The organism is Rhodoligotrophos sp. CJ14 (genome assembly GCF_038811545.1).
GTDB lineage: Bacteria > Pseudomonadota > Alphaproteobacteria > Rhizobiales > Im1 > Rhodoligotrophos > Rhodoligotrophos ferricapiens.
Window position 1 is genome coordinate 3,956,640 of sequence record NZ_CP133319.1, and the last position, 26,245, is coordinate 3,982,884.

Below are 26,245 nucleotides of genomic sequence, written 5' to 3' on the forward strand. Positions count from 1 at the left end.
GAAGAGACCCTGCGTGACAGAACTCGCGTCCCGATACACACTGGGCGAGGTGGCGCTGCTGGCAAGGCGCCGTTTGCGGCCGCTCGACGATGCCGAAGCCCTCGACCCCGCCTTCCGCCCAGCCCGTGGTGATGGTGAGCTGCAGGGCCGCCTCAGCGTGGCGGCCGATGCTGTTCTGAAGCCGGCGGCCGTCCTCGTCGGGCTGCTCGATAAAGACGGCGAAGCAAATGTGCTGCTCACGCTCCGCACGGAGCATCTCTCAAGCCATGCCGGCCAGATCGCCTTTCCCGGTGGGAAGATCGAGGCTGGCGATGCCGGCCCTACAGACGCGGCCTTGCGCGAGACCGAGGAAGAAACTGGCCTCGCGCCCCGGTTTGTCGATGTTATCGGTCTGCTCGATCCCTATGTGACGGGCACTGGCTATCGCATCGTTCCGGTCGTCGGCCTGATCAAGCCTGGCTTCACCCTCGCCCCTGATCCAAGCGAGGTCGCCGACGTTTTCGAGGTTCCCTTGAGCTTTCTCATGAATCCCGCCAATCACCAGCGCCATGAGCGGGTATGGAAGGGTGAGCTCCGGCGCTACTATGCGATGCCTTATCTTGAGCGATACATCTGGGGCGCGACCGCCGGCATTCTCCGCAACTTTTACGACCGTCTCTATGGACGCGAGCCATGACGGCCGCGCAGCTCGCGCCCGAGGATCACCCGTGGCTCGCCGATGCGAGGCTGCAAACGGTCCTCGATGCGCTGGAGGCCGATGGGGGAGGGGCCCGCATCGTAGGGGGTGCAATCCGCAACGCGGTGCTCGGCGAGCCCGTCGGTGACATCGATATTGCCACCACCGAAACACCCGAGCGGGCGATGGCGCTCTGTGCAAAGGCCGGGTTGCGTAGCATGCCTACTGGCCTTGCTCATGGCACCGTGACCGTGCTCGCAACATCCAGTGAAGGTACGAAGTCCTTCGAGGTCACTACCTTGCGGCGTGATCTTTTAACGGATGGTCGGCATGCGGAGGTCGCCTTCACCGACGACTGGGCGCAAGACGCCGCCCGGCGCGACTTCACCATGAACGCGCTCTACTGTGATCGTTCAGGAAAAGTCTTTGATCCTCTGAATGGTTACCAGGATCTTATCACAAAGCGAATCCGCTTCGTCGGCGATCCCCTGGCGCGCGTGCGCGAGGATTACCTGCGGATACTGCGGCTCTTCAGATTTGCGGCGCGGTATGGCCCTCAAGACATTGACGAGCCAAGTCTTTCCGCCTGTGTCACAGAGCGTGATGGTCTTGATAAGCTTTCGGCAGAGCGTATTCGGCAGGAATGGTTCCGGCTGATAGTGGGAAAATGGGCCGTTCCCGTCATCGAAATCATGGCCGATACGGGCATTCTGCCTTACGTGATCGGTCAGGAGATCTCGGTTGATGCCCTATCCCGACTTGCGGAAACGGAGTCTTTTCTGAGGCTTGCCCCCGATCCTCTTTTACGAAGCTTTAACTTGAGCAGCGCTCATCGCACGATCGTGCCTTGGCTGCGCGATCACTTGCGGCTCACCAATGCCGAGCGCGACAGGCTTGAACAGCTGGTTGCGGCAGGCCGGGTCACCCCTGGCTTGCGTGAGAAGGAACGGCGAGCAGTGCTCTACCGCCTTGGGCCGGAGACCTTCCGGGACGCTGTCCTCACCACTTGGTGCCGTGAGCCGGTAGCACCCGATAATGCGGTCTGGCGCGAGCTCTTCTCCCTGGCGGACGAGTGGCCCATCCCGACCTTTCCCTTGCGCGGCAATGATCTCGTCGAGCTTGGGATACCGCCTGGCCCAGAAATCGGCCTATTACTCGAAGCCTTGCAGGATCTGTGGATCGCCTCGGATTTCAGCGAGGACAAGCAGGCGCTCCTCTCCCGCATACCTGCCTTGCGTCGGGGAACCTGAAGACCCTGCTGCGAGTCTCTTGACCTAAGGCGTGCTCAGGCGTGAACTTCCCCCCGATTGGAATCTGATCACGCCGGGAGCTCCATCTTGAAATTCGCAATGGGACAAGCGGTGCGCCGCCGTGAGGATGAGCGCTTCCTGAAAGGCGCTGGTCGCTATCTCGATGACATCGTGATGCCGAATATGGCCCATGCGGCGGTCGTGCGCTCACCCTACGCCCATGCCCGCATCACTGGCATCGACCTCACCGAAGCCCTTGCCTCCAAGGGTGTCATCGCGATTTACACAGCCAAGGACATCCATGCGGCGGGGCTTGGCATCCTCCCCACCATCACGGGCATTCACGGCGTCGACAAGGATGGGATCCGTCACCCGCCCCGTTACGCGCTCACCGGCGATACGGTGCGCTATGTCGGCGATCCCGTGGCCTTCGTGGTCGCTGAGACGAAGGAGCAAGCGCGCGAAGCGGCCGAACGGGTGCTGGTGGATTATGAGGATCTGCCGGCCGTCACCTCCACCGCGGACGCGCTAAGCCCCGAGGCGCCGCTGGTTTGGCCCGAATTCGGCACCAATCGCTGCTATCGGTTCCACGCAGGTGATGCTGCCGCGACGGAACAGGCCTTCACGCGGGCAGCCCGCGTTGTGAGGCTCGATCTCGTCAACAACCGTCTCGCTCCCGCCGCGATAGAGCCGCGCTGCGCCATTGGCGAATGGGACGAACCCGCTCAGCAATACGTGCTGCATGTGTCCGGCCAGGCCGTGCACTCTCAGCAGAGCCAGATGGCCGGCCACGTCTTCAAGACCGATCTTCATCGTATCCGCGTGGTGGCTCCCGACGTGGGTGGCGGCTTCGGCGGCAAGAATTTCGTTTATCCCGAGAATGTCATGGTGATGTTCGCTGCCCACCGGCTCAGGCGGCCGGTGAAATGGGTGGCCGACCGGGCGGAAAATTTCATGGCCGAGATCCACGCCCGCGATCACGTGACCCATGCGGAACTTGCGCTCGATCACAACGCGAAAATCCTGGGCCTGCGCGTCAAGACGACCGCCAGTATGGGCGCCTATCTCTCGAGCTATGGTCCCTTGATACCGGCTGTATCCATGATGCGGCCCACTGGCGGCAATTACATCATCCCCGCCATAAACCTAGAGGTTGAGGCGGTCTTCACCAACACCGTCCCCGTGGATGCCTATCGTGGCGCCGGCCGGCCGGAGGCGGCTTACGTTATCGAGCGCCTCATCGATGTGGCTGCCTTCGACCTCAATCTGGCGCCCGAGGAGCTGCGTCGACGCAACTTCATCGACAAGACGCCCTATAAAACTGGCGTCGGCTCCATGATCGATTCCGGCGACTTTCAGGGCACGTTGGACAAGGCTTTGGCGCTTGCTGGTTGGGATGGATTTCCTGAGCGCAAAGCGCAATCCAAGGCCAAAGGCCGCCTGCGTGGCCGCGGCATAGGCAGCTATCTCGAAATGGCGGTTGGCGCCTCCAGCGAAGAGCCCGAGATCCGCTTCGACGACGATGGTGGCGTCACCGTGCTGGTCGGCACCCATTCCACCGGCCAGGGCCACGAGACCACCTATGTCCAGATCATTTCGACCGAGCTTGGCATTCCTTCGGAGAAGATCCGCTACGTCCAGGGCGATACCAATCTGATCCCTATGGGCGGCGGTCACGGCGGCTCGCGCTCGCTGGTCGTGGGCGGCAGCGCCGTTTATCTGGCGACGAGCGAGATCCGCGAGAAGGCACAGCTTGCCGCCTCTCATCTGCTGGAGGCCGGGATCGGCGATCTCGTCTTCGAGAATGGCCGCTTCACCATCGCAGGCACCGACCGCTCGATCGGCATCCTTGAAATCGAGCAGCGCCTGCGCACGGCCGACCGCCTGCCCGAAAGCGTGCCGGCAACCTTGACCACGCGCAAACGCTATGACGGGAGCGCCGTGAACTACCCCAACGGGTGCCATGTCTGCGAGGTCGAGATCGACCCCGAGACCGGCCGCGTGTTTGTCGATCGCTATGCCGTGGTCGATGATTTCGGCCGCATCGTTAATCCGCTGATCGCGGCAGGGCAGGTGATCGGCGGCACGGTACAGGGCATCGGCCAGGCCCTCATCGAGGATATTCGCTATGATCCTGAAAGCGGCCAGCTCTTATCGGGCAGCTTCATGGATTATGGCCTGCCCCGCGCGGATGATGTCTCTGATGTCGAGGTCGGCTTCAATGAGAACGCTCCGACCCCGACAAACCCGCTTGGCGTTAAGGGGGCGGGTGAGGCCGGGGCCACGGGCGCGCCACCGGCGGTGGTCAACGCGGTGCTCGATGCGCTAAAGGAGTTTCGCATCCGTCATCTCGACATGCCGCTGACCCCGGAAAAGGTCTGGCGAGCTCTCACCACAGGACAAGCATCACATGCAACTGATCAAGCTTGAGCGGAGCGGGCGGAACGCGCCCGCGGCGGAACCGGGCAGGCCGAGCAAGGTGCTCGCGGGCGATCCCTCCAACACCACCTGGAACGTGATCGATGATGACGGTGGCAATCTGGTTGCGGGCTTCTGGGAGGCAAAGCCCGGCACTTGGGAATTCACCTGCCAGGCTTGGGAATTCTGCCACATCATCTCCGGCGTGGTGACGATCACCACAAATGGTGAAAGCACCACCTTCCGCGCAGGTGATGCTTTCGTGATGCGGCCGGGTCTTCAATGCACCTGGAACGTCACCGAAACAGTGCTGAAGCACTACGTCATCGTCGGCGGCGAATAGCCAGTCGGGTCCATGCGTTTTATGTGTGGAATCAGTTGCTGGCCAGGTGCTCGTTAACGAAGCTCACATAGCGACGCGTGTGCCCGATCGATTTCCAGGCCCACATATTGCCTGGGCCCGCATTGTAGCAGCCGATCGTGGCGGCTACGTTCTGCTTGGCCTTCTTGTGGCACATGCTGAGATATTTCATGCCGAGGCGCATATTGTTCTCGGGCTTTTCGAGCCAGGCGGCGAACTGCGCGGCGGGAAGGTCGGCGACGTCGCCAAACCCATGCTGGCGAGCGAGACTGCGTGCGGTGGCGGGCATGAGCTGCATGAGCCCGATCTCACCGAGGCTGCCGCGCGCCTTCGGGTCATAACGGCTCTCCCGGGTAATCACGGCGTCAACCAGCGTGAGCGGCAGGCCCTCGGGCTTGATGCGGCCGGCGATCGGGAGAAAGCGGGCCCGGCGCTCCGTCATTTTGCCGGGTGTGCTGACCGCGGCTTCCACCGCCGGCTTTGGCGTGGCCGCGGCTGCCTTCTTCCGCGCGCTAGCGGACTTGCGGGCAGCAGCTTTGGTCTTCTGTGCGGATTTGGTGACCTTGGATTTGGACCGCTGTGCCTTGCTGGCTGCGGTTTTCCTGGCCTTCGAAGACTTTACCGACGCCTTGGCGCGGGTCTTGGTGGCTTTCTTTTTAGAGGCCGCGGACTTGGAGGCTTTGCCTGCGCTGTGCTTTCCCTGTTGCGTGCTGACAGCTGGCTCTTTGGCTTTGGCGCTGGCCCCGTCGGCACCAGCATATGCGGCGAGGAAAATAGATGAGACGACGATTAATGCTCTCGCAAGCACGGTCTTACTCCTGACGACACGAGCGCAGGGAAGGCGGTCGTCCACGGCCGTCCTGACCCATGAACAGGAAAAAACACCCTCGTCTTGGGAACCTCTGCCCCCGCTCGGAATTAAAAGTCTTTATTGGTCAGGCGCTTGATTGGTCAGCTGATTCGGCGAGATCAGGACGGCAATGGGGAGTTTTTTGGGCCGCGCGCGGGATATAAGCCGGTTGTGGAATGCGGATTAAATTTTTTCTTTTTATGTTAGCAACTTATCAACCAGAGCTCTTGCCTTTAATTAGCCCCAATTCCACATCTTCTGGTTGATTCGTCAATCGAACAAGCTGGAGACCGACTCTTCTCGAGCGGTTCGCGCCACCGCCTCGCCCAAAAGCGGCGCGATGGTGATGACCCTCATCGTGCGCGAAACACGCACGGCCTCGGTCGCTTGGATGGAATCCGTGATGACGAGCTGCTTCAGTGCCGAGGCGCCGATCCGAGCCACCGCACCGCCGCTGAGCACGCCATGAGTGATATAAGCCGACACTTCGGTTGCCCCGCGCTCCATCAGCGCTTCCGCGGCATTACACAGAGTGCCGCCGGAATCCACGATGTCGTCGAACAGGATACAGGTGCGCCCTTCGACATCGCCGATGATATTCATCACTTCCGACTCTCCGGGCCGATCACGCCGCTTGTCCACAATGGCGAGTGGGGCATTGATGCGCTTGGCGAGACCCCGGGCTCTCACGACACCACCCACGTCAGGGGAGACCACCGTAACCTTGCTGATATCGAACTGCTCGACGATATCGCGCACCATCACCGGAGAGGCGAACAGATTATCCGTCGGGATGTCGAAGAAGCCCTGGATCTGTCCCGCATGCAGGTCAACCGTGAGCACGCGGTCCGCACCGGCCCGGGTGATCATATTGGCCACAAGCTTGGCTGAGATCGGCGTGCGCGGTCCGGGCTTTCGGTCCTGCCGCGCATAGCCGAAATAGGGAATGACCGCTGTGATGCGATGAGCGGAGGCACGCCTCAGTGCATCGATCAGGATCAGCAGCTCCATCAGATTGTCATTGGCCGGAAAGGAGGTCGACTGGATGACGAAGACGTCCTCACCGCGCACATTCTCCTGGATCTCGACGAACACCTCCATGTCCGCGAAACGCCGAACCACACATTTGGTGAGTGGTAATTGGAGATAGGCGGCAATGGCCTCGGCGAGAGGGCGATTGGCGTTGCCCGCAACGAGCTTCATATAGAAGATCCCAGAGAAGAAACTCAGCCAGGATGAGTGGTGAGGGCGCTCTATAACAACCGCTCACTTTCCTGTAAACTGCACAAACAGCAAGGCTGCTGCGCCGCACAATGCCTGCTGGCGAATCTGCACGTTGGACGCGGAGGTCGCGTGCGCCCCTCTGGCCCTCAGCGCAGCTTGCTCACCAGCTCGAATATACCATAGCTTGCAGCTTCTGCGGCATAGTCGGCCGTCAGGCCCCATTTGCCATCGAGCGAGCCTGCGGGAACCTGGTTGGCCTGCTTGATCGACCCCAGCACTTTGCCTTCCGGATCATTCACTGTCCATTCCAGCGAAACCCGCTGGACGCCCTCGGAAGGAGGCGCGACACCGACCGAGCCCTTGATGACCAGTGTGTCAGGCCCGGTTTTGTCCTTCACCGGCCAACCTGCATTTCGCAGGATTTTCCGGAGAGAGGCTGCAAGCGCCAGATTGCCATCCCCCGGGGCGCCGGTGATCGCTGCCACTGCTACGCTCCGGATTGCCGTTCCCGTCCCGGCCCGCTCACTGTCCTCCGGCTTGGACTGCGCAACCGTTCCGGCCTCCGCTTCCGCGGCATCTGACGGAATTTCCGCCGCCATACCGTCAGCCGGCGGTGCCGCGAGGCTTGGCAAGCCTGCGATCGCGAGCTGTTCCTCGGAGATTTCACCCCGCTGCCGGCGCATGTCGAGCTCGTTGGGGCCGAGCATGGTGAGGTCGATGTCCTTCTCCGCACCTGGGCCTGCGCGGACGAAGGTTTCGACGGGCGGCGGCAGCCCGGCGGTCTGGGTGAGATATCCTCGTTCGCCAAAATAGCTGGATAGGCCTTCAGCCATATGCATGGCGACGCGGCGCAGCATGAAATCATCCACCTGCCCCCAAGGGCCGCTGTCCGGGTTAGGGGGCGGTGTGGGCGCCGCGCCCTTGGGCGCTGCCACGAACTCCTGACCGGAAAGTGTGGTCTTCTCGCCGTTCTCCCAGCCTGTCACGTCCCAGTTCCAGCTGACCGCCGTGCGTCCATCCACGTCGCGCGCCGAGACCGCTCCCGAGAGCGCGTAAAGGCCGGCCCCAGGCGGGGAATTCACAAGCGCGATCTGTCTGCGATAGGTTTCCGCCGCCAAGGCCTGGAGGAACAAGGCATCCTTGCCCTCCGGCAGGCCGGAAAACGAGCTCACCGTCACCCGGGGCCATTCCTGGGCGTCCCTTGGTGTAGCGAGCGCATTGACATTCTTGGCGAAAGGCTGCTCGCCCGCTGTGCAGCCCAGCAGGCTCAGCGATGCCGCGGCCAGCAGCACCATGCACGCGGCGAGGCGATTGAGCATGTTATGCCCGCCGAACCTCTGCCATCGCCTTCGGTACAATAGACCCCCTTCAGGAGAGCTTCGATCCGAGGGTAAATCCCCGCCCCGCGAATCGCAGCATAAATTCTGCAACCACGGATTTTATGATCCCACCGGACGGTGGCCGCGTCATGGCATACCGTTCACGTTTAATTTACGTCTAATTGAGGGCGCGGACTGTTGCCAGAGCATTTTCGCGCGAAGTGGACACCGGTTCGCGTGAAGAAAAATGCGCGGCGCTAAAGAGGCGAGACTTAGCCGACGAACCGCTCAGGTCCGAGCGTGATCGCCGAGAGCTGGCGGCCATAATCCGGCTCACCTCGATGGGTCGAGCGACGGAAGCTGTAGAAATGCTCCTCATCCTGATAAGTGCAGCGGTCGATCCGTTCGACGGAGCCAATGCCTGCTTTGGCCAGCCGGTTTTCCACATAGGCCGGCAGATCGAGCATGTAATGGCCCTCGCGACCAGACCGGCGGAAGAAGCGGGCATTCTCCGCATCATCCTCGATGAAGGCCTGATAGCGCTCCGGTCCCACCTCATAGGAGCGGCCGGATATGGCGGGCCCAACCGCGGCGCAGATCTCGCCCCGCTTCGCGCCGAGCCCTTCCATGGCGCTGATCGTGTTGTCGGTGACCCCGCTCAGCGCCCCCTTCCAGCCCGCATGGGCAGCGCCGACCACCTTTCCTCGCTGGTCCGCGAACAGCACCGGCACGCAATCGGCCGTGGTCACCGCGATCGCGATATGCGGCCGGTCCGTGACCATGGCATCACCCTTGGGCAGCCCAGTCGTGCCCCAGGCCTCGGTCACGGTGATCACATCGGCACTATGATGCTGATAGCAGGTGATGAGTTCATGCGGCAGCAAGCCGAGGGAGGTTGCGACGATCTCCCGATTGCGCAGCACGATCTCCGGCTCATCCGCCGAGCCGAGCCCGCAATTCAGTGTCGCATATATGCCTTTGGAGAAGCCGCCGACCCGCGTGAAGAAGCCGTGCCGGATTTCGGGAATTTTGATCAGGTTCTTCGCCTCGATCATACCGCCTCACTGAAACGGGTGCGGCACGGGCAAGGCGGGATGCCGAGCCGCGAGCACCTTGAACAGCCTGCCCATTCCGGTCGCATGGGTCTCCCCCGCCAACCGTTGAACGGCCGAATCGATCTCTTTTTGCTGTTTGGCATCGGCCGATGATTTCAGCCGCAAGGCCCGTTCGGTCAAACCCATTGCGCCCAGATAGTCCCCTTGGGTAATGGGGCCCGCGACAGCCGCGCCCGATTGTTTCAGGACTGTGCCGAGAGCGCTGAAATTCACATGGGCTGTTATATCAACCAAACCTGGGCGGGCGAGTGGCGAGACGAAGCGATGTTTGCTCAAGGCCTGCACAGTGTCGCCATATCCGCCGAGATGACCATAGTCGATGATCAGCGCTGCGCCGTTCTGGCTGCTGACGCGCTCGCCGATTTCCGTGGCAATTCTGGCCTGGATTTCCGAATATTCTATTATGGCGCCCTCGAAGGGAGGATCGGGCGGCAAGGATTCTGCTGGTGGCGTTGAGCCGGGCCTGAGCCCAATGGCGAGCCTGTCCGCGCCGTCAAGTCCGATGCAGCGCTCAGCCCACGCGCCGTTCGAAAATTGCCACTGCCGGACGGGCAGCGCATCGAAGAATTCATTGGCAATAAGGATCGCCGGGCCATCGGGGACGGTGTCGATGCCGTCATGCCAGGCAACGTTCTGTCCAGCAAGCCTTGCGGCTTGCGCCTGTCGTAGCGCGGGGCTCATCTCGATGAGATGAACCGAGATCTCATCCGAGCCGAGTCCGGTGAGACGCCGCGCCGTCCTCGTGAGATCGGCCATGAGCGTACCTCGTCCCGGTCCAAGCTCGATGAGGCGCAAGTGCCGGGGAGCGCCCATGCTCTGCCACACGTGAACCGACCACACCCCGATCAGCTCGCCGAACATCTGGCTGATCTCGGGCGCCGTGACGAAGTCTCCCCGCGCACCGAACGGATCACCCTGCATGTAATAGCCATGCGCCGGATGCGAGAGACAGAGGCCCATGTAATGGTCGAGCCGAAGCGGGCCGCCGGCGAGGATCATCTGCTTCAGTATCGCTTCGAGAGGTGTTGCGTCGGTCACGTGGCCGCCTGTGCTTGGGGGTGGCGAATGGCCCGGATGATGAGCCAGAGCCCGACCGCCACCATGGGCAGCGAGAGCACCATGCCCATCGTGAGCCACCCACCGAAGAGATATCCGATCTGCGGGTCGGGCATGCGGAAAAATTCGACGATGATCCGCGCGATCCCATAGCCGGCCGTGAACACGCCGGCACAGAGCCCGGGCCGGCTCAGTGCCCGCCAGCGATAGATCAGCCAGACCAGGACGGCGAAAATGACGAGCCCCTCGAGAAATCCTTCATAAAGCTGGCTCGGATGCCTCGGCAGCGGCCCCGCATTGGGATCGGGGAAGATGACGCCCCATGGCATGTCCGTGACGCGGCCATAAAGCTCGCCATTGATGAAATTGGCGATACGGCCGAGAAACAGCCCCACCGGCACGCCCGCCGCGGCGAGATCGAGCATGGTGAAGCCGCTGACCTTGCGTCGCCAGCCAAACACCAGCACGGCGATGATCACCCCGAGAAATCCGCCATGAAACGACATGCCGCCGTGCCACAGCTTGAAGATCTCGAGTGGATCCTCGGCGAAAGCCGGCAGATTATAAAACAGCACATAGCCGGCCCGGCCCCCGAGAATGACGCCGAGCGCTGCCCACAGGAACATATCATCGATATCGAGCGGCTTGAGTGGCGCTGCTCCATTCCAAAGCGGCGGACTTGAGACCAGCCGCCGCACGAACCACCAGCCAAACAGTAGGCCGACGATATAGGCCAGCGCATACCACCTGATCGCGAATGGGCCGATCTCGATTGCCATCGGATCGATGGCAGGGAAGGGGATCGCGAAAAGTGGCATGACAAGACTCCGGCGCGAAATGGCCGGCAGGATGAGTCTGTTGAAGGGCTGAAGTCAATCCGGCCGAACATCTCAGCCGGCGCGCTTGTTGCCTTGAACAAAATTGGCGGCCAGCTTAAGTGAAGTCTTGAAAAGCGTGCGTCCGCGCGCGAGCAGCGGCTCGTCAAACAAATCAATGAGCAGGGTAGGCCAGATGACCAATCCGTCCAGCAGAATATTCGACGAGATGGCCCGGATGTTCGGGACGGCAGCGAGCGCTGCACAAGGCTTGCGGGGTGAATTCGATAATCTTATCCGCTCTCAGGCCGAGCGTATCCTCAATGATCTCGATGTCGTCCAACGGGATGAATTCGAAGCCGTGCGTGAGATGGCGCGTTTGGCCCGCGAGGAAAATGAGCAATTGCAGAGCCGGATTGCTGCGCTTGAGGCCACGATCGCTGAACTCACCGCAAGCGATGGCGCGACCGAGGCGGCAGGAGAGGCCCGTAAACCACGGACACGCAGCACCAAGCCTAAGTCTGCCGAGGACTGAATAAATTCGCTATTTGCGGTACCGTGCCTTCTAGCCTGATTTTTCTGCACAATTTTTTTCGCCTTCGCGATGCACTGTGGATCTGTGCCAGCTTTCTAGGGGTGATGGCTTGCGCGAATCCGCGCTCTAAGCCACCGTCTATTTGTTGCGGTTGATTTGATTCGAAGCGCGAGATCTGGTGTGGGTCGCGTCAGTTGCCGCGCTGGTCACATCACGGCCGAGGGGAGATGCTGATGGTGGCTGTTCTTACGCTCAGTAATGAGCAGGTAAATCCTCTGGATATTCTTGAGCGTGTGGCTGCTGCTCACGAATGGTCGATCGATCGCAGCGGGGAAGACGAGGTCAATCTTCTCATTCAAAGCGCTTGGACCGATCTGCATATCTGCATCAATTGGCGCGATGATCTCGAAGGCCTCCACCTGGCTTGCGGCTTCGATTTGAGGGTCCCGCCGACCCGTCAGGACGAGGTCGCCAAGCTCATCGCCTTGATCAACGAACAGCTTTTGTTTGGCCATTTTGACCTCTGGAAGAACGAAGGCACGCTCATCTTTCGCAATGGCCTCTTGCTGTCCGGCGGCGTGGAGGTCACGGAATCCCAGTGCGAGGCGCTGATCACACTTGCGCTCGAAAGCTGTGAGCGCTTCTATCCAGCCTTTCAGTTCGTGATCTGGGCTGGTCAATCCGCAAGTTCCGCCATGGAGGCTTGCCTTTTGGAGACCCAGGGCGAGGCATAGTGCCGGGACCGCACCGCAAGTGGGCCCGGCCTCATGGCCGGGGAGGTGAGTGCGATGAATTTCAGGGGTAAGCTTGTTTTGGTTGGTGCCGGCAAGATGGGCGGCGCCATGCTCGAGGGCTGGCTTGGTCGCGGCATTCCGGCTGCGCAAATCGCCGTGCTCGACCCCGCGCCCGGTGCTGAGATCGCGCGCCTCATCGCCGATCGCGGCGTCATCCTCAATCCGCCATTGAACGGCTTGAGTGATGTTTCAGTGCTGGTTTTGGCAGTGAAGCCCCAGATCATGGGCGACGTGCTGCCAGGCCTCGTGTCCCTCGCAGAGCAGCGTCCGCTGATCATCTCTGTTGCAGCCGGCAAGACGACCGGCTTTTTTGAAAAGGCATTCGGGGCAGACAAAGCCATCGTCCGTGCCATGCCCAATACGCCCGCCGCAATCGGCCGCGGCATTACCGTTCTGTTTCCAAATGGCAACGTATCCTCCGATCAGATCGGGCTCGCCGAGGAATTGCTGGCTGCCGTCGGCGAGGTCGCCCGCATCTCCAACGAGGACCTGATGGATGCCGTGACCGCGGTATCGGGCTCGGGCCCGGCCTATGTCTTCTATCTCACCGAGTGCTTGGCGGCCGCTGGTGTCAGGGCCGGATTGCCAGAGGATCTTGCAACCCGCCTGGCGCGCGCAACCGTCTCCGGCGCCGGCGAGTTGATGCGGGTGACAGGCCTGCCTGCGACCACCTTGCGGGAGAATGTCACCTCGCCCGGTGGCACCACGGCCGCTGCCCTCGCTGTGCTCATGGCCGCGGATGGAATAAGGCCCGTTCTCGATAGTGCCGTTGCGGCGGCAGCACGCCGCTCGCGCGAACTTGCCGGCTAACCTCGGACCGTCGGAACGGACTCGGTCCGTATCGACTTTTACGAGAACGGGTGGCCTGGAAGAGTGACAGGAATAGCTATGGCAAAAGACAGATCTGAAAACGGCGACGCGAAGCCCTCGAAGGCGAAAAAAGGCGGCCAGCGTCAGGCCGGCCGTGGAGCCTCCGCCCGGCGCAGCGCCACCCCGCAGGAGGAGACGCGCGCTGAGGAAACCGGACGCGAGACGCAAGGTGTGGCAAATGAGATCGGCGGCGACCGCGGCAAGATCATCTCTGCCACGATGCGCTTGGCCGAAAGGCAAGGCTGGGCCGATGTCTCCTTGCGGGATATTGCACGCGAAAGTGGGGTGAGTTTGGCAACCCTGAGGTCGCGTTATCCGAGCAAGGGCGCGATCCTCGCTGACTTCGTGACCAGCATCGACGAGGCGGTGCTTGACCGCGCTGAGCGGGAAACATCGCGCGATGAGAGCGAAACGCCCCGAGACCGGCTGTTCGACGTGATCATGATGCGTCTGGAACTGCTGGAGCCTTACAAGCCCGCCCTCAAGGCGATAGTGCGCGATGCAGCCCGCACGCTTGATGGCCTGCCAGAGCTCTTTTCGGTGCAGCTCCATTCCAAGCGCTGGATGCTGACGGCAGCCGATATTGACGCGCGCGGAGTGGATGGCGCGGTCAAGGCGCTCGGCCTCAGCGCAATGTACGGCCGTGTGCTACGGGTATGGCTTGATGAGGATGATCCCGCCATGCCCAAGACCCTGGCAGAATTGGACCGCCAGCTCCGGCGTGGCGTGCGCACCCTTTCCCGCATCCAGGGGCCGGTGTCGCTCGCGTGCTCGAGCTTCAGGATCGCATGTTCCTTTGGCCGCCAGCTCCGTGATCTCGGCAAGGACTATCGGCGAGAGCGTCGCGACCGCGACATGCAAGCGGGTGATGAGGCGGAGGCTGCGAGCTAGGATCGATGGACGGGGGACAGATCGCATCTCAGATCACCTTCGAGGATTTCTTGAAGGTGGATATCCGTGTGGGCACAATCCTGAAGGCTGAGCCCTTCCCGCAGGCACGCAAGCCTGCCTACAAGCTGCTGATCGACTTTGGTGAGACGATCGGCAGCAAGAAAAGCTCGGCCCAGATCACCGTGCACTACACGCCGGAAACGCTTATCGGCCGTAAGGTGGCCGCGGTGGTGAACTTTCCCCCGCGCCAGATTGGGCCGTTCATGTCCGAGGTTCTGACCTTGGGCTTTGCGGATGCCAATGGGGATATCGTACTGGCCGCTGTCGAGCGGGATGTTCCCAACGGCAGCCGGTTGTTCTGAGGCGCGCTGGTCACCAGACCGGGGTCTGAATGGTTGCCCTCAGACCACCGAGCGGACTGTCGTCCAGTATGATGTCCCCGCCATGGCTGCGGGCAATATCCCGTGCGATGGCAAGGCCGAGTCCTGTCCCGGTCTCGTCTTGATTACGCGCATCGTCGAGCCGGAAAAACGGTCGGAACACGTCCTCTCGCTTGTCCTCTGGGATGCCCGGGCCATCATCATCGACGATCACTGCAAGATGATGATCATCGAGGCTTGCCGTAATCCTGATATGCTCGGCATGTTTGGCGGCATTGCCCACGAGATTGGCAAGGCACCTTTTAAAGGCGTTGGGCTTGACCGGGGCCCAGAGCTCGTCCGGCGTTTTGACCGACACTGTGCTGCCCCGCTTTTCGCCCATCCGGGCAACCGATGAGATAATGGACGCAATATCGGCATCGACTGACCGCTCACCGCCATCCCCGCGCACGAAGGCCATGTAGTCCTCGAGCATGCGCTGCATCTCGTCCGCATCGCGCTGCAATTCCCGGACCTGTGGCGAATCCTCGAAACACGCGAGCTCGAGCTTGAACCGCGTGAGGATCGTCCGCAGATCGTGGCTGACCCCGGCGAGCATGGCTGTGCGCTGTTCCACATGACGCTCGATCCGCTCGCGCATATTGTTGAAGGCCTGCGCCGCGATCTGAACCTCTGCCGCTCCCTTGGGTTGGAACGGAGGCACGTCGCGCCCCATGCCGAAACTCTGCGCTGCCTCCGCGAGCTGCATGATCGGCCTGATCTGATTGCGCAGGAACAGCACCGCCACGAACATCAACACGAGCGATGAGCCCACCATCCAGAGAAGAAAGATATGGCTGTTCGAGGCGTAGGCTCGGCTTTGATTGGTGAGGATCCTGAAGGTCACGCCCGGTTCGACCTCGATCCTGAGGTCGACATAACCCGAGCGTCCGAGTGTATCGAGCCAGAACGGCCGCCCGACATAGCGCGTGATATATTTCGAGAGCTTCATGTCGAGCAGCGAGAACAACGGCTTGTCGGCTGGCGGCGGCAGCGCCTGCCCCTCGATGATGGTCAACCCCAGGTCGAGCGTGTCATTCGCCAGCTTGAGGAGATGCTGATTATTGGCCGGTGTCTTGGGGTAATACTCGTAAAGCTCGACCAGAAAGGCGATCTCCCGCGCCACTGACTTCGACAGCTGCTTCGTGACCCGGTCCCAATGCCGCTCCATGAAGATGAACGCCATGATCGACTGCAGGAGCACGATCGGCGTGATGATGATGATCAGCGAGCGCGGATAGAGGCGATCGGGCAGATGCCGCTCGAGGAAGCGGTTGAAGCGCCAATAGAGGCCCTGGTTGCTTTGTCGCGCGCGATCATAATCGCTGCTGATGGAAACCATGGATGCCTAGCCTCTGTCTCGCCGCCTCTCCGCGCGAACGTCAGTCAGTATACAGTATATAGCCGGATCCGCGTACGGTCTGCAGATAGACCGGTGTTGCGGGATCCCTCTCGATTTTCCGCCGCAGCCGGTTGATCTGCACATCGACGGCTCTCACGCTCTCACCCGAATTGCTGCCGGCCAGTTCCGCCCGGCTGATCGGCTCGCCCGGCCGTTCTGCGAACATGGACAGAAGCTCACGCTCCCGTGTCGTGAGTTTGACGGTCTGTCCGTCGCGCTTGAACTCGCCCCGCTGCAAATTGAATGTGCAGGAACCCATTGTAATGTCCGACCGCTGTGTGACAACGGGAGTCTTCCTGCGTAGAATGTTGCGCATCCTCAGCAGGAGCTCGCGTGGCTCGAACGGCTTCGGCAGGTAGTCATCACCCCCGCTCGCCAGGCCTTCGATGCGATCGCTGCTCTCGGACAGTGCCGAGAGAAAGAGAATGGGCACATCCGAGCTCGCCCGCAGCGTGCGGGTAAAGTCGATCCCCGTCTCACCCGGCATCATCACGTCCAGGATCAGCAGGTCGAAGGTTAGGGACTGCATGGCTGCCCGTGCCTCTTCGGCGCTGCCTGCAGCCGTCACCCGGAAACCGTTGGTGGTCAGATAGGATTTGAGCAACTCGCGTATGCGGCGGTCATCATCGACGACCAGAATATGGGAAGCTTCGTCTCGCAATGTCATGCCCATTGAGCATCCGTGAGCAACCGATACAGCCTGAGGCTCAGTCTTGGCCGCGCTGCAGCCTATCGATCCGGTCGTATCAGGCGCGCCACATGGTCGCGGTCTTCCGGATCGATCATATGGAAGAGCAACTTTTCGCCACCCTGGCCGCCATCGTCAACTGCCGAGATCGCGCGCTTGATACGCTCGATCTGTGGCGCCAATAGGTCAAGCCTGAGCCTGTTGCCCTGTTCAGTAAGATAAAGCAGGCGCTGCCGTCGATCTTCCCGGCCCTCCTCCTGATAGACATAGCCCTTCTCGATCAGCTCGCGCAGCACCCGCCCGAGGCTCTGCTTGGTGATCCTCAGGATATCGAGCAGTTCCGCCACTCTAATACCGGGATTGCGCCCGACGAAATGCAGGATCCGGTGATGGGCTCGGCCAAAACCGAAATCGCTTAGGATCTCGTCCGGGTCGGAGACGAAGTCGCGATAGGCAAAGAACAGGAGCTCCACCAGCTTGACGAGATGTTCGTCTTGCTCCGACCCCCGGGCGATGCGGTCTATATCGCTGTCGACGTGAACTATGGTAGCCTCCATTGGTCGATGGGCGCTGACCGAGATATGTAAGCTATATTGACATATTTTGCACGGATTGTTACTCGTGACGTCCGTTTTGTGAAATCTTAGTCGCTTTTCCCAGGCTCGAAACGACGTTTCGTTACCTGGGTCCTGGCCCCCCGAGGATTGCGGCTGCCTTGGCTCTGCTGGAGAGCATCGGGTCGTCGCGAGGGATGGGGATTGATGGCAAGTCAGCCTCGGACTGAGCCGGATTGATGGGAAGGAGTTTGGCGATGAGCGTTCTGCCATTCGACCAGCGTGAAGGCTTTATCTGGTTCAATGGTGCGCTGGTACCCTGGGCGGAGGCCAAGCTTCACGTATTGAATCACGGTTTGCATTATGCGAGCTGCGTGTTCGAGGGCGAGCGCGTCTATGGCGGCGAGATCTTCAAGCTCGCCGAGCATACGGACCGGTTGTTCGAATCTGCGCGTATTCTGGATTTCGAAATCCCCTATACCACGGATCAGATTAACGAGGCCTGCCGCCAGGTGGTTGCTGCTCAGAAGATCGTGGACGGCTATGTTCGTCCTCTGGCCTGGCGTGGCCCTGAGATGATGGGTGTTTCCGCACAGTCTTCGCGCATCCAGGTGGCAATCGCCTGCTGGGAATGGCCATCCTATTTCGACCCGGCCCAGCGGCTGAAGGGCATCCGGCTCGACATCTCGGATTGGAGGCGTCCGGATCCGCGGACCGCGCCCTGCAAGAGCAAGGCGGCCGGCCTCTACATGATCTGCACCCTGTCCAAGCATGCGGCCGAGCGGAAGGGCTATGCCGATGCCCTGATGCTGGACTGGCGCGGGCGTGTGGCGGAAGCAACCGGCGCGAACATCTTCTTCGTCCGTGACGGCGAGTTGCACACGCCCATCCCGGACTGCTTCCTGGATGGCATCACCCGCCGCACGGTCATCGGCCTGGCCGAGGCGCGCGGCATCAAGGTGAACGAGCGCGCCATCTTCCCGGACGAAATGGAAAGCTTCAGCGAGTGCTTCATTGTCGGCACCGCAGCCGAGGTGACCCCCGTCTCCGAAATTGGCCAGTATAACTTCACGGTCGGCGAAACCAGCCGCACCCTGATGGACGCTTACATGGATGCGGTCAGGCCAAAATCCGCGCCGCAGACCGCAGCGGCCGAATAGGCGCCGGACCGGACAGAGACGAATGAACTCGGGGCGGCCTTAGCGGCGCGCCCCGAGTGCTATTATGGCCAGATTGCTCATGACTGTTGCTCAAATGGATTGTAAAGTCCGGACATAAGGAAAATGGTCCTTCGGCGCCGTCGGGGAGGGGAAGATGGTCGGTGCGCGGCGTTGTCTCGCTTTATTGCCGCATCTCTGGTTTGCGCTTCTGCTCGTCGCCTTCGAGACGCCTGCAACGGCCGAGCCCGAAAATTCGCGGGTAGGGCAGGAGATAGCTCAGGTCATCAAGTCGGGTGCCGTTAGTGTCGGCATAGACGATGGCGACAAGCGGCTTTTCGACGTTTTCACCTATTATCAGGAGCGCGATTTCAAGCCGCTCTGGGTGCGCGACTCTGGCCCCAAGGCCAAGGCGCGGGATTTCCTCGATATCCTCCGTGCCGCTGAGGAAGACGGCCTTGATCCGCGCAACTACAGGATCGGTGAGATTTCAGCGCGCATGGACGCGAAGGACCCTAAGGGGCTAGCGGCGCTTGATCTTCTGCTATCGCGTGCTTTCATCGATTATGGCAATGATCTCACCGTAGGCCGGGTGGTGCCAGACCAGATCGGCAAGGACACCCACATCAAGCCGATCGGCCCGGGCGCTTTGAGCTTGCTCGATGGCGCAGAGCAGGCCGAAGACATCGGCCCCTATGTCGACAGTCTCGCCCCGCAATCGGCGAACTACGCGCGCCTCAAGGAGGCGCTGGCGCTTTACCGCGATATCGCCCATCGCGGCGGTTGGCCAAAGATTGCCGCCGGCCCCACGCTTAAGCCCGGTATCACCGATCCCCGGGTTCCCGGCCTTCGCCAGCTCTTGATCGCCACCGCGGATCTATCCATCTCCGCACCGGACATGGGCGAGCTCTACGACGGTGCGCTGGTCGATGCCGTCAAGCTGTTTCAGGAACGGCACGGACTGAATGCGGACGGCGTCATTGGGCCAGGCACCCTCGACGCAATGAACGTGCCCGTCGAGGAGCGTATCCAGCAGCTCGTGCTGAACATGGAGCGTCGCCGCTGGATGCCGGACGAGACCGGCAAGTTCTATGTTTTTGTGAATCTGGCCGACCAGTATTTGAAGGTGGTCGATGGCAACAAGACCATCCACGATGCGCGTCTCGTGGTCGGCAAGCCGTACTCGCGCACGCCCGTCTTCACCCAGAACATGACCTATGTCGTGTTCAATCCCTATTGGAACGTGCCCACCAGCATCGCGGTCAATGAATATCTGCCCAAGCTCAAGGCCAATCCCTATGCCTTGGCCGCCCAGGATATAGAGGTGATCCGCGCGGGCCAGGTTGTTGACGCGGCGAGCGTGCCGTGGGGAAGCTACGGGCCGGGACGTTTTCCCGTAACCCTGCGCCAGAAGCCCGGACAGAAAAACGCCCTCGGGCGCCTCAAATTCATGTTCCCCAACCCCTATAACGTCTACATCCACGACACACCGGCCAAGACCTTGTTTGCGCGTGACAACCGCTTTTTCAGCCACGGATGCATGCGTGTGGAAGACCCGGAGAAGCTGGCACAGGTGATACTGGGTCATGACGATCCGTCTTGGACCCCCGCCCGCATTGCCGAACAGCTCCAGGTCAAGAAGAACGGCATCGCCAGGCTGAAGGCGCCGGTTCCGGTCTACATCACCTATCTGACTGCTTGGGCCAATAAGGATGCCTCGGTGAACTTCCGCAAGGACGTCTATGGTCGTGACGCGGAGCTAATGGTCGCGTTGCGCAAGATGGGCGACGTGGTCAATTGATGGGGCATGGCGCTTCATCTCATCAAGCTCTGCGTTGGTTGTGACAGCATCGACGATCTTGCCCAATGGCAGGCCGAACGCCTGCGTCGTGGCGAGGACGTGGGGCACACCACGCGCATGTTTCCCAAGCGGCGCGACGAGCTATTGGCGGGCGGCTCGCTCTACTGGGTCATTCGCGGCCATATCCAGGTGCGCCAGCCTGTTCTCGACCTGAAAACCGTGATCGGGGGCGACGGGATCGAGCGATGCCGCATCGTGCTTGGCAGCGAGCTTGCACCGGTGCGTCCGACGCCGCGCCGCGCCTTTCAGGGCTGGCGCTATCTGAAGGCCGAGGATGCCCCTCCTGATCTGGGCGGCACGTCAGCCGAGAACGTGCCCGAAGCGATGCGGCAGGAGCTGCTCAGGCTAGGGCTGATCTGAGATCGCAGGCAAGTTCTGGAAATCAGAGAGGGGCAAGCCCTTTGGCGAATCGGCGCCAGTTGGCCACGTAATGTTCTGCCGATTGGACGAGACCCTGGCACTCCTCTTCGCCAAGCTCGCGCACGACCTTCCCTGGCATACCCAGCACCAGCGAATTGTCGGGAATGACCTTTCCCTCAGGAATGAGCGCGCCTGCCCCGATCAGACAGTTGCAGCCGATCTTCGCTCCATTGAGAATCGTAGCGTTCATACCGATCAGGCTATTGTCGCCGATGGTGCAGCCATGCAGAATGGCCTTATGGCCAACGGTGACGTTGCGGCCAATGGTGAGCGGTACGCCCTCATCTGAGTGCAGGACGGCATTGTCCTGAATGTTTGTATTCTCCCCAATGTGTATAGGATCGTTATCCCCGCGTATCACCGCGCCAAACCAGACGCTGACATTCCGCGCAATGCGGACATCGCCGATCACGGCGGCGCTGTCGGCGACCCAGTAATCTCCGGCGGGTGGAAGTTGCGGCCCGATATTGTCGAGACGGTAGATCGTCATGACTTGCCTTTCCTGGTTTTTGAGGCGCAGCCATTCTAATAGGAGGATGATCGCCAATGCGCCAGTGGTCTGCCGCGCCAAAGCATCGATCGACGGAATCGCGCGAACAGGCTTGGATTCATGTGGACATCCGTTTGCACTGTGCTGCCGTCCGAACGGCTGCTTGTGTGCTCTCAAGGTCTAGAGCATTTTCGAGCGAAGCCGACACCGGTTCGCGTGAGACGTTGCTGTCGTCCTCTCTGGGATCGGGCGCCCCGCGGGGAGTTCTTGCGCAATGAGCGAGCGGGCTTTCAGGCATCACTCCTCACACGGCCGCTCACTGGCCATACCACCTGTTCTCGCTGAATCACATCGGCAGAGCGTGACGGGACCCTTGCTGGTGCTGCTTGGCATTTTTGCTTTGTTTATGGGGACTGTGTTCGCGCTCTATTTCGGCCCTCATCCCGAGATGATACTGGGCGGCGCTTCATCGAAGGATCTGTCGCGCATACGTACGGTCACCCTGGAGGATGCGACCTTCACTATTCCGCGGCCCTACATCCTGGATGTGGACAAGCGGATCTTCGGTCCAATCAGGCGAATAAGCCTCCGGGTTCCCTGGCCATATGAGCCCGGCTCTGTCGTCTCCGATGCCGACGCGGGGGAACTGGATAAGATCTTGGCCATCGACCTGGCGGAGCGGACCGAGACCACGAGCACTGCAGACAAGCTGTTACGGATCTATCCTGTCTATCTCGACGGCCCTGGTGATGCCATCGGCAATGGCCTAGCCCGCCATAAGTTCAAGCTGGGAACGCCTTATAGCGGCATGGTGCTCTATGTTGCGCAGCTGGAGGGGGCAGGCGACCCCGTGCTGTTCTACTGTTCAATCGAAAGGGGGACTATTATCCCGCCGCTTTGCGAGCGACGATTGCCCGTAACGGACAAGGTGATGGCGGTCTATCGCTTTCATGAGCGGCATCTCACCGATTGGCAGAAGCTCGAAGGCACCGTGAAGCAGCTTCTTGCCAGCCTGCGCCCAGGTGGTTCGCGTAATGGATCATTTCACCCATAGGGCGGCGAAATGATCCAAAGCCTATAACCGCTTACTCCGGCAGGTCGATGTCCAGAATGGCCATCTGGAAATTATACGAAAGCTCGCCGTCCTCCTCGTCACGGAACAGCACACCGATGAATTCATCGCCCATATAGACCTCGGCAGAGTCGGTCTTCTGGGGCCGGCGACGCACCACGATGTTTGGCCGCTGAAACTTCTCGCGGAAATATTGCTCGAGCTTTTTTATTTCGTCTGCCTTCACTGTCTTCTCCTTAGTCCAAACTGTTATGTGGCGAAGCGCCACCTCCACCTCGAAGCGGTCCAATGAAGGCCGACGATTGCAAGGCATGAGGTGCCTTTGCGGGTTGGAATGTCAGCCGCCACAATCAATCCGGCGGCGCATCTCATCAATCCGCTTTGCTGCTTTCGGTTTCCTCACGCAGCAGATGATCCATCCGCCGCGACGGCTCCTCACATCCTGCATAGCCGACGATCCGCGCGGGAACGCCGGCCACCGTGCGATTGGGCGGAACGTCGTGAAGCACGACGCTGCCCGCGGCGACTCGCGAGCAGTGACCGATCTCGATATTGCCGAGGATGCGCGCGCCTGCCCCGATCAGCACGCCGCGCCGGACCTTCGGATGGCGGTCGCCCACATCCTTTCCCGTGCCGCCAAGCGTCACGTCATGCAGCATGGAGACGTCGTCATCGACCACCGCTGTCTCGCCGATGACGATTGAATGCGCATGGTCGATCATGATGCCCCGACCGATGCGCGCTGCCGGATGGATGTCCACCGAGAAGATCTGCGACGACCGGCTCTGCAGCCAGAGCGCGAAATCCTTTCGTCCCATCAGCCACAACGCATGCGACATGCGATAGGTCTGGATCGCGTGATAGCCTTTGAAATAGAGCAGCGGCTCGATATAGCGGCTGCAAGCGGGATCACGTTCGAAGACGGCGACGATATCGGCGCGTGCAGCCTCGCCGATCGCCGGATAGGCATCGAGTGCATCCTCGAACGCCCTGATCACGAGATCGCTGCCCACATCCGCATGGCCAAGCTTTTGGCCCAGCCGTTGCGAGAGTGCATCCTCGAACCGATCATGCGAGAGCACCGTGGAGAAGATGAAACCGCCGAGTGCAGGTTCAGCCACGGCCGCAGCTTCTGCTTCCTCCCGGATACGCCTCCAGACGGGGTCAACCTGCTGAAGCTTCGCAGTGGATGCAGTGAAGCGTGCCATGGCCTTCTCCTTCCGCCTCGGGGGAACATGTCTCCTCCCGCTGCCTATTTGAACGAGATAACCGTTCCGATGCCCATGCACAAGCCGATGCGGCTTGCAGCATGTGGATGGCTCTGGTAGCGCGATGGGTGTTCGTCCCGACGAGGTTGCCATTATGCACAGTGATCTTTTAGCGCTCGGAGAGGCGCTTCCGTCCCCGACGCCCCATCTTGCGGCACGCCGCGCGGGAAGCGTTGGCTATCTGATCTTCAACCGCCCGGAGCGGCGCAATGCCGTCAGCCTCGAGATGTGGGAGGCGATACCGGCATTGATGCGGGCGTTTGATGAGGACCCCGCCATCCGGGCGGTCGTGCTGGCGGGCGCGGGGGATCAGGCCTTCATCGCCGGTGCCGACATCAGCGAGTTCGAGGGTGAGCGCAACAGCGCGGAAAGCGCTGCCCTTTATGAGGAGCGCAACAGCGCTGCCTACCGGGCCATAGCCGAAAGTCCGAAATCGGTGATCGCCATGATTCACGGTTTCTGCATCGGCGGGGGTATGGCCATTGCGCTGGCCTGCGACATCCGGATCGCGGCCGAGGGCTCGACCTTCGCCATTCCGGCAGCCCGGCTGGGCCTTGCCTATCCGCCTGAGGCGATGGCGCTTCTGGTGCGGGCTGTCGGCCCCTCGCGCGCTAAGCTCATCCTTCACACCGCACGTCGCTTTTCTTCTGACGAGGCGCTGGCCATGGGACTGGTGGACCTGGTGGCGCCACGCACCGAGCTGCTTGCCCGGGTTGGGGAGCTCACTGACGCGATTTCCGATAACGCGCCGTTGACCATCGCGGCGGCGAACGCCACCATCGATGCGGTCCTTGGTTCTTTTGGATTGGACGATAACGCCCGCGCAGCGATCGCCCGCTGTTTTGCAAGTGACGATTATCGGGAAGGTCGCCAAGCATTTATGGAAAAAAGGCGTCCAATTTTCCGCGGCAGCTAAGCAACGGGTTTATTTTCTGCCTTCTCAATTGGTTATGGTTGATCGCCGTCAGTTGTGGAACCCGACCCTGGCCTCAGCGTTAACTTGGCACAGAAGCTGGATTTCGTCTGGTTCGGCAGCCGGAGCGGCTGCGACATGGCCTTTAAGTGGCTGAGCTCTGCCCGAACTGGAGGATCTGCTTCGACCGAGGCTCTCGAAAGCTTCGACCGAGCAGCATCATTGGAAGGTCAGGAGGCAGACATGCTGAAGAAGACAGTAAGCGTCATTGCGATTGCGGCGGGCTTGGGTCTTGCCCCGCTGGCCGCGGTTCAGGCACAGACCACTCCCACGCCGCCGGCACAAAATCAGCCGGCACAGGATCAGTCTGCGCAGCCCACGCCACCAGCCACGACCACCCCGAATGCGCAAACGCCAAGCACATCCGACAGTGGCTCGACGGCTCAGGCACCTTCGACACCGGGCTCCACTGGGCAAACGGCCGATAACAGCGAAGGTAAGCCTGTGGATGGTCAGATCACCATGCAGCAGGAAGGAACCTATCTCGGCACCGACCTGATCGGCACCACGGTCTATTCCGCTGGAAACGAGGACATCGGCGATGTGGCCGACGTGATCATCGGCACCGATGGCCGCATTCAGGGCGTCGTGGTCGGCGTAGGCGGCTTCCTTGGCATTGGCCAGAAGGACGTGGCGATCCAGATGGACAAGGTCCAGATGCAGGATCAGGGCGACAACACCGCCAAGCTGATCGTGAATGCCAGCCGCGAGGAGCTCGAGCAGGCGCCTGAGTTCCGCACTGTTGCCGAAATGCAGTCGGACAACAATAATGCGACGACCACCGGCAACACGCCTATGACCGGCACCGGCACCGGAACAGGCGGCACCGGGGCGGCAACTGGCACCAGCGACTGACGCCTGGTAAGGCTTAGCGCCGAAAACCAGGTCGCGTGGAAGCGCGGCCTGGTTTTTTTATGGAGTGGCGCTCGCCTGACTCAGGAACGCGATCACCCCCGCCTTGTAGCGCCGGTCTCCCACCGTCCGCATATGGTCGCGATCTGGCACGATCAGGACCTCTGAACCGGGAATGACGGCTTGCAATGGCTCGGGCCGACCGGCGATGTGATCTTTCGATCCGACGGCGATCAGCGTCGGCGCGGTAATCCGCCTGAGCTCCTCGGCCGCGATCTTCTGGCGCGAGGTGCGAATGCAGGCGGCGAGCGCCTTCCGATCGCTCTTGGTCGCATCGGCAAAAATCCGGAACGGCCGCGCGTCACGGTCCTGAACGTCATCGAGGCTGTCGGCCTCCAGCGCCTTGGCGATATCCTCCGCGCCTCCGACGCCATTGATCATGTTCTCGGCAAGCCCCGCCAGAATGAGGCGCCCCACGCGCTCAGGGTGATCGATCGCGAGTCGCGCGGCCACCCGGGCCCCCATTGAATAGCCCATCACGTCAGCCTGGCGCATGCAGAGGTGATCGAGCAGGCCAACCGCGTCCTCGGCCATGGCCGAGGTGGTATAGAGTTCGGAGTGATAGAGCTTTTCACTCTGACCATGACCCCGATGATCGAACACGATCACCTGATAGCCGGCTTGGGTGAGGGCTGTCACCCAGCCCGTGTCGATCCAGTTCGCTTGCGCATTCGAGGCAAAGCCATGGATCAAGAGGATCGGAGGGCCATCGCCATCGACTTCGTAATGGATACTCACGCCCTGCGAGGAAAACTGCGGCAATATTGGCTCCTGAAGACATTTCTTCGGCACGTGCTTTGCGGGGGCGCCAGGATATGCTATTCGCCGCAAAGAGCAATCCGGAGCGGCCTCAGC

28 protein-coding genes are annotated in these 26,245 nt (G+C 61.2%); 15 read left to right on the forward strand and 13 right to left on the reverse strand.

The annotated features are described in order from the left end of the window. Window positions 1–13: 13 nt before the first annotated feature. The 4 genes from RCF49_RS18405 (at window position 14) to RCF49_RS18420 (ending at window position 4,687) form a co-directional block, all read left to right on the forward strand. Window positions 14–676, forward strand: coding sequence for an NUDIX hydrolase (locus tag RCF49_RS18405; protein WP_342641241.1), 663 nt, complete (start codon window positions 14–16; stop codon window positions 674–676). Further along, window positions 673–1,926, forward strand: coding sequence for a CCA tRNA nucleotidyltransferase (locus tag RCF49_RS18410; protein WP_342641242.1), 1,254 nt, complete (start codon window positions 673–675; stop codon window positions 1,924–1,926). Before RCF49_RS18405 ends, RCF49_RS18410 begins: the two co-directional genes overlap by 4 nt. 87 nt (window positions 1,927–2,013) lie before the next feature. Then, a complete protein-coding gene (locus tag RCF49_RS18415) occupies window positions 2,014–4,356 on the forward strand; it encodes a xanthine dehydrogenase family protein molybdopterin-binding subunit (protein ID WP_342641243.1) in 2,343 nt (780 codons plus the stop codon). Beyond that, window positions 4,337–4,687, forward strand: a complete 351-nt coding sequence (locus tag RCF49_RS18420) for a cupin domain-containing protein (RefSeq protein ID WP_342641244.1) — start codon at window positions 4,337–4,339, stop codon at window positions 4,685–4,687. Before RCF49_RS18415 ends, RCF49_RS18420 begins: the two co-directional genes overlap by 20 nt. Window positions 4,688–4,718: 31 nt before the next feature. Here the strand turns inward: RCF49_RS18420 and RCF49_RS18425 are convergent, their stop codons facing one another. The 6 genes from RCF49_RS18425 to lgt all read right to left on the reverse strand — a co-directional run bounded on the left by RCF49_RS18425 (window position 4,719) and on the right by lgt (window position 11,087). Continuing rightward, window positions 4,719–5,513 (reverse strand): lytic transglycosylase domain-containing protein, encoded by a 795-nt coding sequence (locus RCF49_RS18425; protein ID WP_342641245.1) that lies wholly within the window; start codon window positions 5,511–5,513, stop codon window positions 4,719–4,721. A 312-nt stretch (window positions 5,514–5,825) separates the two neighbouring features. Beyond that, window positions 5,826–6,758 (reverse strand): ribose-phosphate pyrophosphokinase, encoded by a 933-nt coding sequence (locus RCF49_RS18430; RefSeq protein WP_342641246.1) that lies wholly within the window; start codon window positions 6,756–6,758, stop codon window positions 5,826–5,828. Between the two features lie 167 nt (window positions 6,759–6,925). After that, on the reverse strand, window positions 6,926–8,098 hold the full coding sequence (locus RCF49_RS18435; RefSeq protein WP_342641247.1) for a hypothetical protein: 1,173 nt from the start codon (window positions 8,096–8,098) through the stop codon (window positions 6,926–6,928). Window positions 8,099–8,370: 272 nt separating this feature from the next. Beyond that, the gene (gene pgeF, locus RCF49_RS18440) at window positions 8,371–9,153 is read right to left on the reverse strand and encodes a peptidoglycan editing factor PgeF (protein WP_342641248.1); all 783 of its coding nucleotides are present in this window, start codon (window positions 9,151–9,153) and stop codon (window positions 8,371–8,373) included. Between the two features lie 6 nt (window positions 9,154–9,159). Continuing rightward, a complete protein-coding gene (locus tag RCF49_RS18445; protein WP_342641249.1) occupies window positions 9,160–10,251 on the reverse strand; it encodes a class I SAM-dependent methyltransferase in 1,092 nt (363 codons plus the stop codon). Then, a complete protein-coding gene (gene lgt / locus RCF49_RS18450; RefSeq protein ID WP_342641250.1) occupies window positions 10,248–11,087 on the reverse strand; it encodes a prolipoprotein diacylglyceryl transferase in 840 nt (279 codons plus the stop codon). The genes RCF49_RS18445 and lgt overlap by 4 nt, the downstream gene beginning before the upstream one ends. A gap of 193 nt (window positions 11,088–11,280) precedes the next feature. Here lgt and RCF49_RS18455 point away from each other — a divergent pair, with 193 nt between their 5' ends. The 5 genes from RCF49_RS18455 to RCF49_RS18475 all read left to right on the forward strand — a co-directional run bounded on the left by RCF49_RS18455 (window position 11,281) and on the right by RCF49_RS18475 (window position 14,536). Beyond that, complete coding sequence (locus RCF49_RS18455) at window positions 11,281–11,619, forward strand: accessory factor UbiK family protein (RefSeq protein WP_342641251.1); 339 nt, start codon at window positions 11,281–11,283, stop codon at window positions 11,617–11,619. Between the two features lie 233 nt (window positions 11,620–11,852). Further along, window positions 11,853–12,353 (forward strand): YbjN domain-containing protein, encoded by a 501-nt coding sequence (locus tag RCF49_RS18460; RefSeq protein ID WP_342641252.1) that lies wholly within the window; start codon window positions 11,853–11,855, stop codon window positions 12,351–12,353. Between the two features lie 54 nt (window positions 12,354–12,407). Next, window positions 12,408–13,223: a pyrroline-5-carboxylate reductase gene (gene proC, locus RCF49_RS18465; protein WP_342641253.1), complete on the forward strand. Its 816-nt coding sequence runs from the start codon at window positions 12,408–12,410 to the stop codon at window positions 13,221–13,223. A gap of 78 nt (window positions 13,224–13,301) precedes the next feature. Continuing rightward, a complete protein-coding gene (locus RCF49_RS18470; RefSeq protein WP_342641254.1) occupies window positions 13,302–14,174 on the forward strand; it encodes a TetR/AcrR family transcriptional regulator in 873 nt (290 codons plus the stop codon). Between the two features lie 5 nt (window positions 14,175–14,179). Then, window positions 14,180–14,536, forward strand: coding sequence for a tRNA-binding protein (locus RCF49_RS18475; RefSeq protein WP_432807322.1), 357 nt, complete (start codon window positions 14,180–14,182; stop codon window positions 14,534–14,536). A gap of 10 nt (window positions 14,537–14,546) precedes the next feature. Here the strand turns inward: RCF49_RS18475 and RCF49_RS18480 are convergent, their stop codons facing one another. The 3 genes from RCF49_RS18480 to RCF49_RS18490 all read right to left on the reverse strand — a co-directional run bounded on the left by RCF49_RS18480 (window position 14,547) and on the right by RCF49_RS18490 (window position 17,240). Beyond that, a complete protein-coding gene (locus RCF49_RS18480) occupies window positions 14,547–15,935 on the reverse strand; it encodes an ATP-binding protein (RefSeq protein WP_342641255.1) in 1,389 nt (462 codons plus the stop codon). A gap of 40 nt (window positions 15,936–15,975) precedes the next feature. Then, a complete protein-coding gene (locus RCF49_RS18485) occupies window positions 15,976–16,662 on the reverse strand; it encodes a response regulator transcription factor (protein ID WP_342641256.1) in 687 nt (228 codons plus the stop codon). A gap of 62 nt (window positions 16,663–16,724) precedes the next feature. Beyond that, complete coding sequence (locus tag RCF49_RS18490; protein WP_342641257.1) at window positions 16,725–17,240, reverse strand: MarR family winged helix-turn-helix transcriptional regulator; 516 nt, start codon at window positions 17,238–17,240, stop codon at window positions 16,725–16,727. 254 nt (window positions 17,241–17,494) lie between these two features. Between RCF49_RS18490 and RCF49_RS18495 the strand changes: the two genes are divergently transcribed. From RCF49_RS18495 to RCF49_RS18505, 3 genes are all read left to right on the forward strand, one after another. Beyond that, window positions 17,495–18,397 carry a branched-chain amino acid aminotransferase gene (locus RCF49_RS18495; RefSeq protein ID WP_342641258.1) on the forward strand — a complete coding sequence of 301 codons (903 nt, stop codon included), beginning with the start codon at window positions 17,495–17,497 and terminating at the stop codon, window positions 18,395–18,397. A gap of 154 nt (window positions 18,398–18,551) precedes the next feature. Continuing rightward, complete coding sequence (locus RCF49_RS18500) at window positions 18,552–20,195, forward strand: L,D-transpeptidase family protein (RefSeq protein WP_342641259.1); 1,644 nt, start codon at window positions 18,552–18,554, stop codon at window positions 20,193–20,195. A 6-nt stretch (window positions 20,196–20,201) separates the two neighbouring features. Next, a complete protein-coding gene (locus RCF49_RS18505; protein ID WP_342641260.1) occupies window positions 20,202–20,615 on the forward strand; it encodes a DUF1489 family protein in 414 nt (137 codons plus the stop codon). 22 nt (window positions 20,616–20,637) lie between these two features. Here the strand turns inward: RCF49_RS18505 and RCF49_RS18510 are convergent, their stop codons facing one another. Beyond that, a complete protein-coding gene (locus RCF49_RS18510) occupies window positions 20,638–21,165 on the reverse strand; it encodes a gamma carbonic anhydrase family protein (protein ID WP_342641261.1) in 528 nt (175 codons plus the stop codon). 361 nt (window positions 21,166–21,526) lie between these two features. Between RCF49_RS18510 and RCF49_RS18515 the strand changes: the two genes are divergently transcribed. Next, window positions 21,527–22,219 carry a hypothetical protein gene (locus tag RCF49_RS18515; protein WP_342641262.1) on the forward strand — a complete coding sequence of 231 codons (693 nt, stop codon included), beginning with the start codon at window positions 21,527–21,529 and terminating at the stop codon, window positions 22,217–22,219. A 31-nt stretch (window positions 22,220–22,250) separates the two neighbouring features. On the opposite strand, the gene RCF49_RS18520 is transcribed toward RCF49_RS18515, so the two are convergent. Further along, window positions 22,251–22,463: a DUF3126 family protein gene (locus RCF49_RS18520; protein ID WP_342641263.1), complete on the reverse strand. Its 213-nt coding sequence runs from the start codon at window positions 22,461–22,463 to the stop codon at window positions 22,251–22,253. 145 nt (window positions 22,464–22,608) lie between these two features. After that, window positions 22,609–23,445, reverse strand: a complete 837-nt coding sequence (cysE, locus tag RCF49_RS18525) for a serine O-acetyltransferase (RefSeq protein WP_342641264.1) — start codon at window positions 23,443–23,445, stop codon at window positions 22,609–22,611. Window positions 23,446–23,569: 124 nt separating this feature from the next. On the opposite strand from cysE, the gene RCF49_RS18530 reads away from it, so the two are divergent. Beyond that, window positions 23,570–24,421, forward strand: a complete 852-nt coding sequence (locus RCF49_RS18530; RefSeq protein WP_342641265.1) for an enoyl-CoA hydratase — start codon at window positions 23,570–23,572, stop codon at window positions 24,419–24,421. 240 nt (window positions 24,422–24,661) lie between these two features. Next, window positions 24,662–25,333 (forward strand): PRC-barrel domain-containing protein, encoded by a 672-nt coding sequence (locus RCF49_RS18535; RefSeq protein WP_342641266.1) that lies wholly within the window; start codon window positions 24,662–24,664, stop codon window positions 25,331–25,333. Window positions 25,334–25,390: 57 nt separating this feature from the next. Here RCF49_RS18535 and RCF49_RS18540 read toward each other — a convergent pair whose 3' ends face one another. After that, a complete protein-coding gene (locus tag RCF49_RS18540; RefSeq protein ID WP_342641267.1) occupies window positions 25,391–26,152 on the reverse strand; it encodes an alpha/beta fold hydrolase in 762 nt (253 codons plus the stop codon). Window positions 26,153–26,245 lie beyond the last annotated feature (93 nt).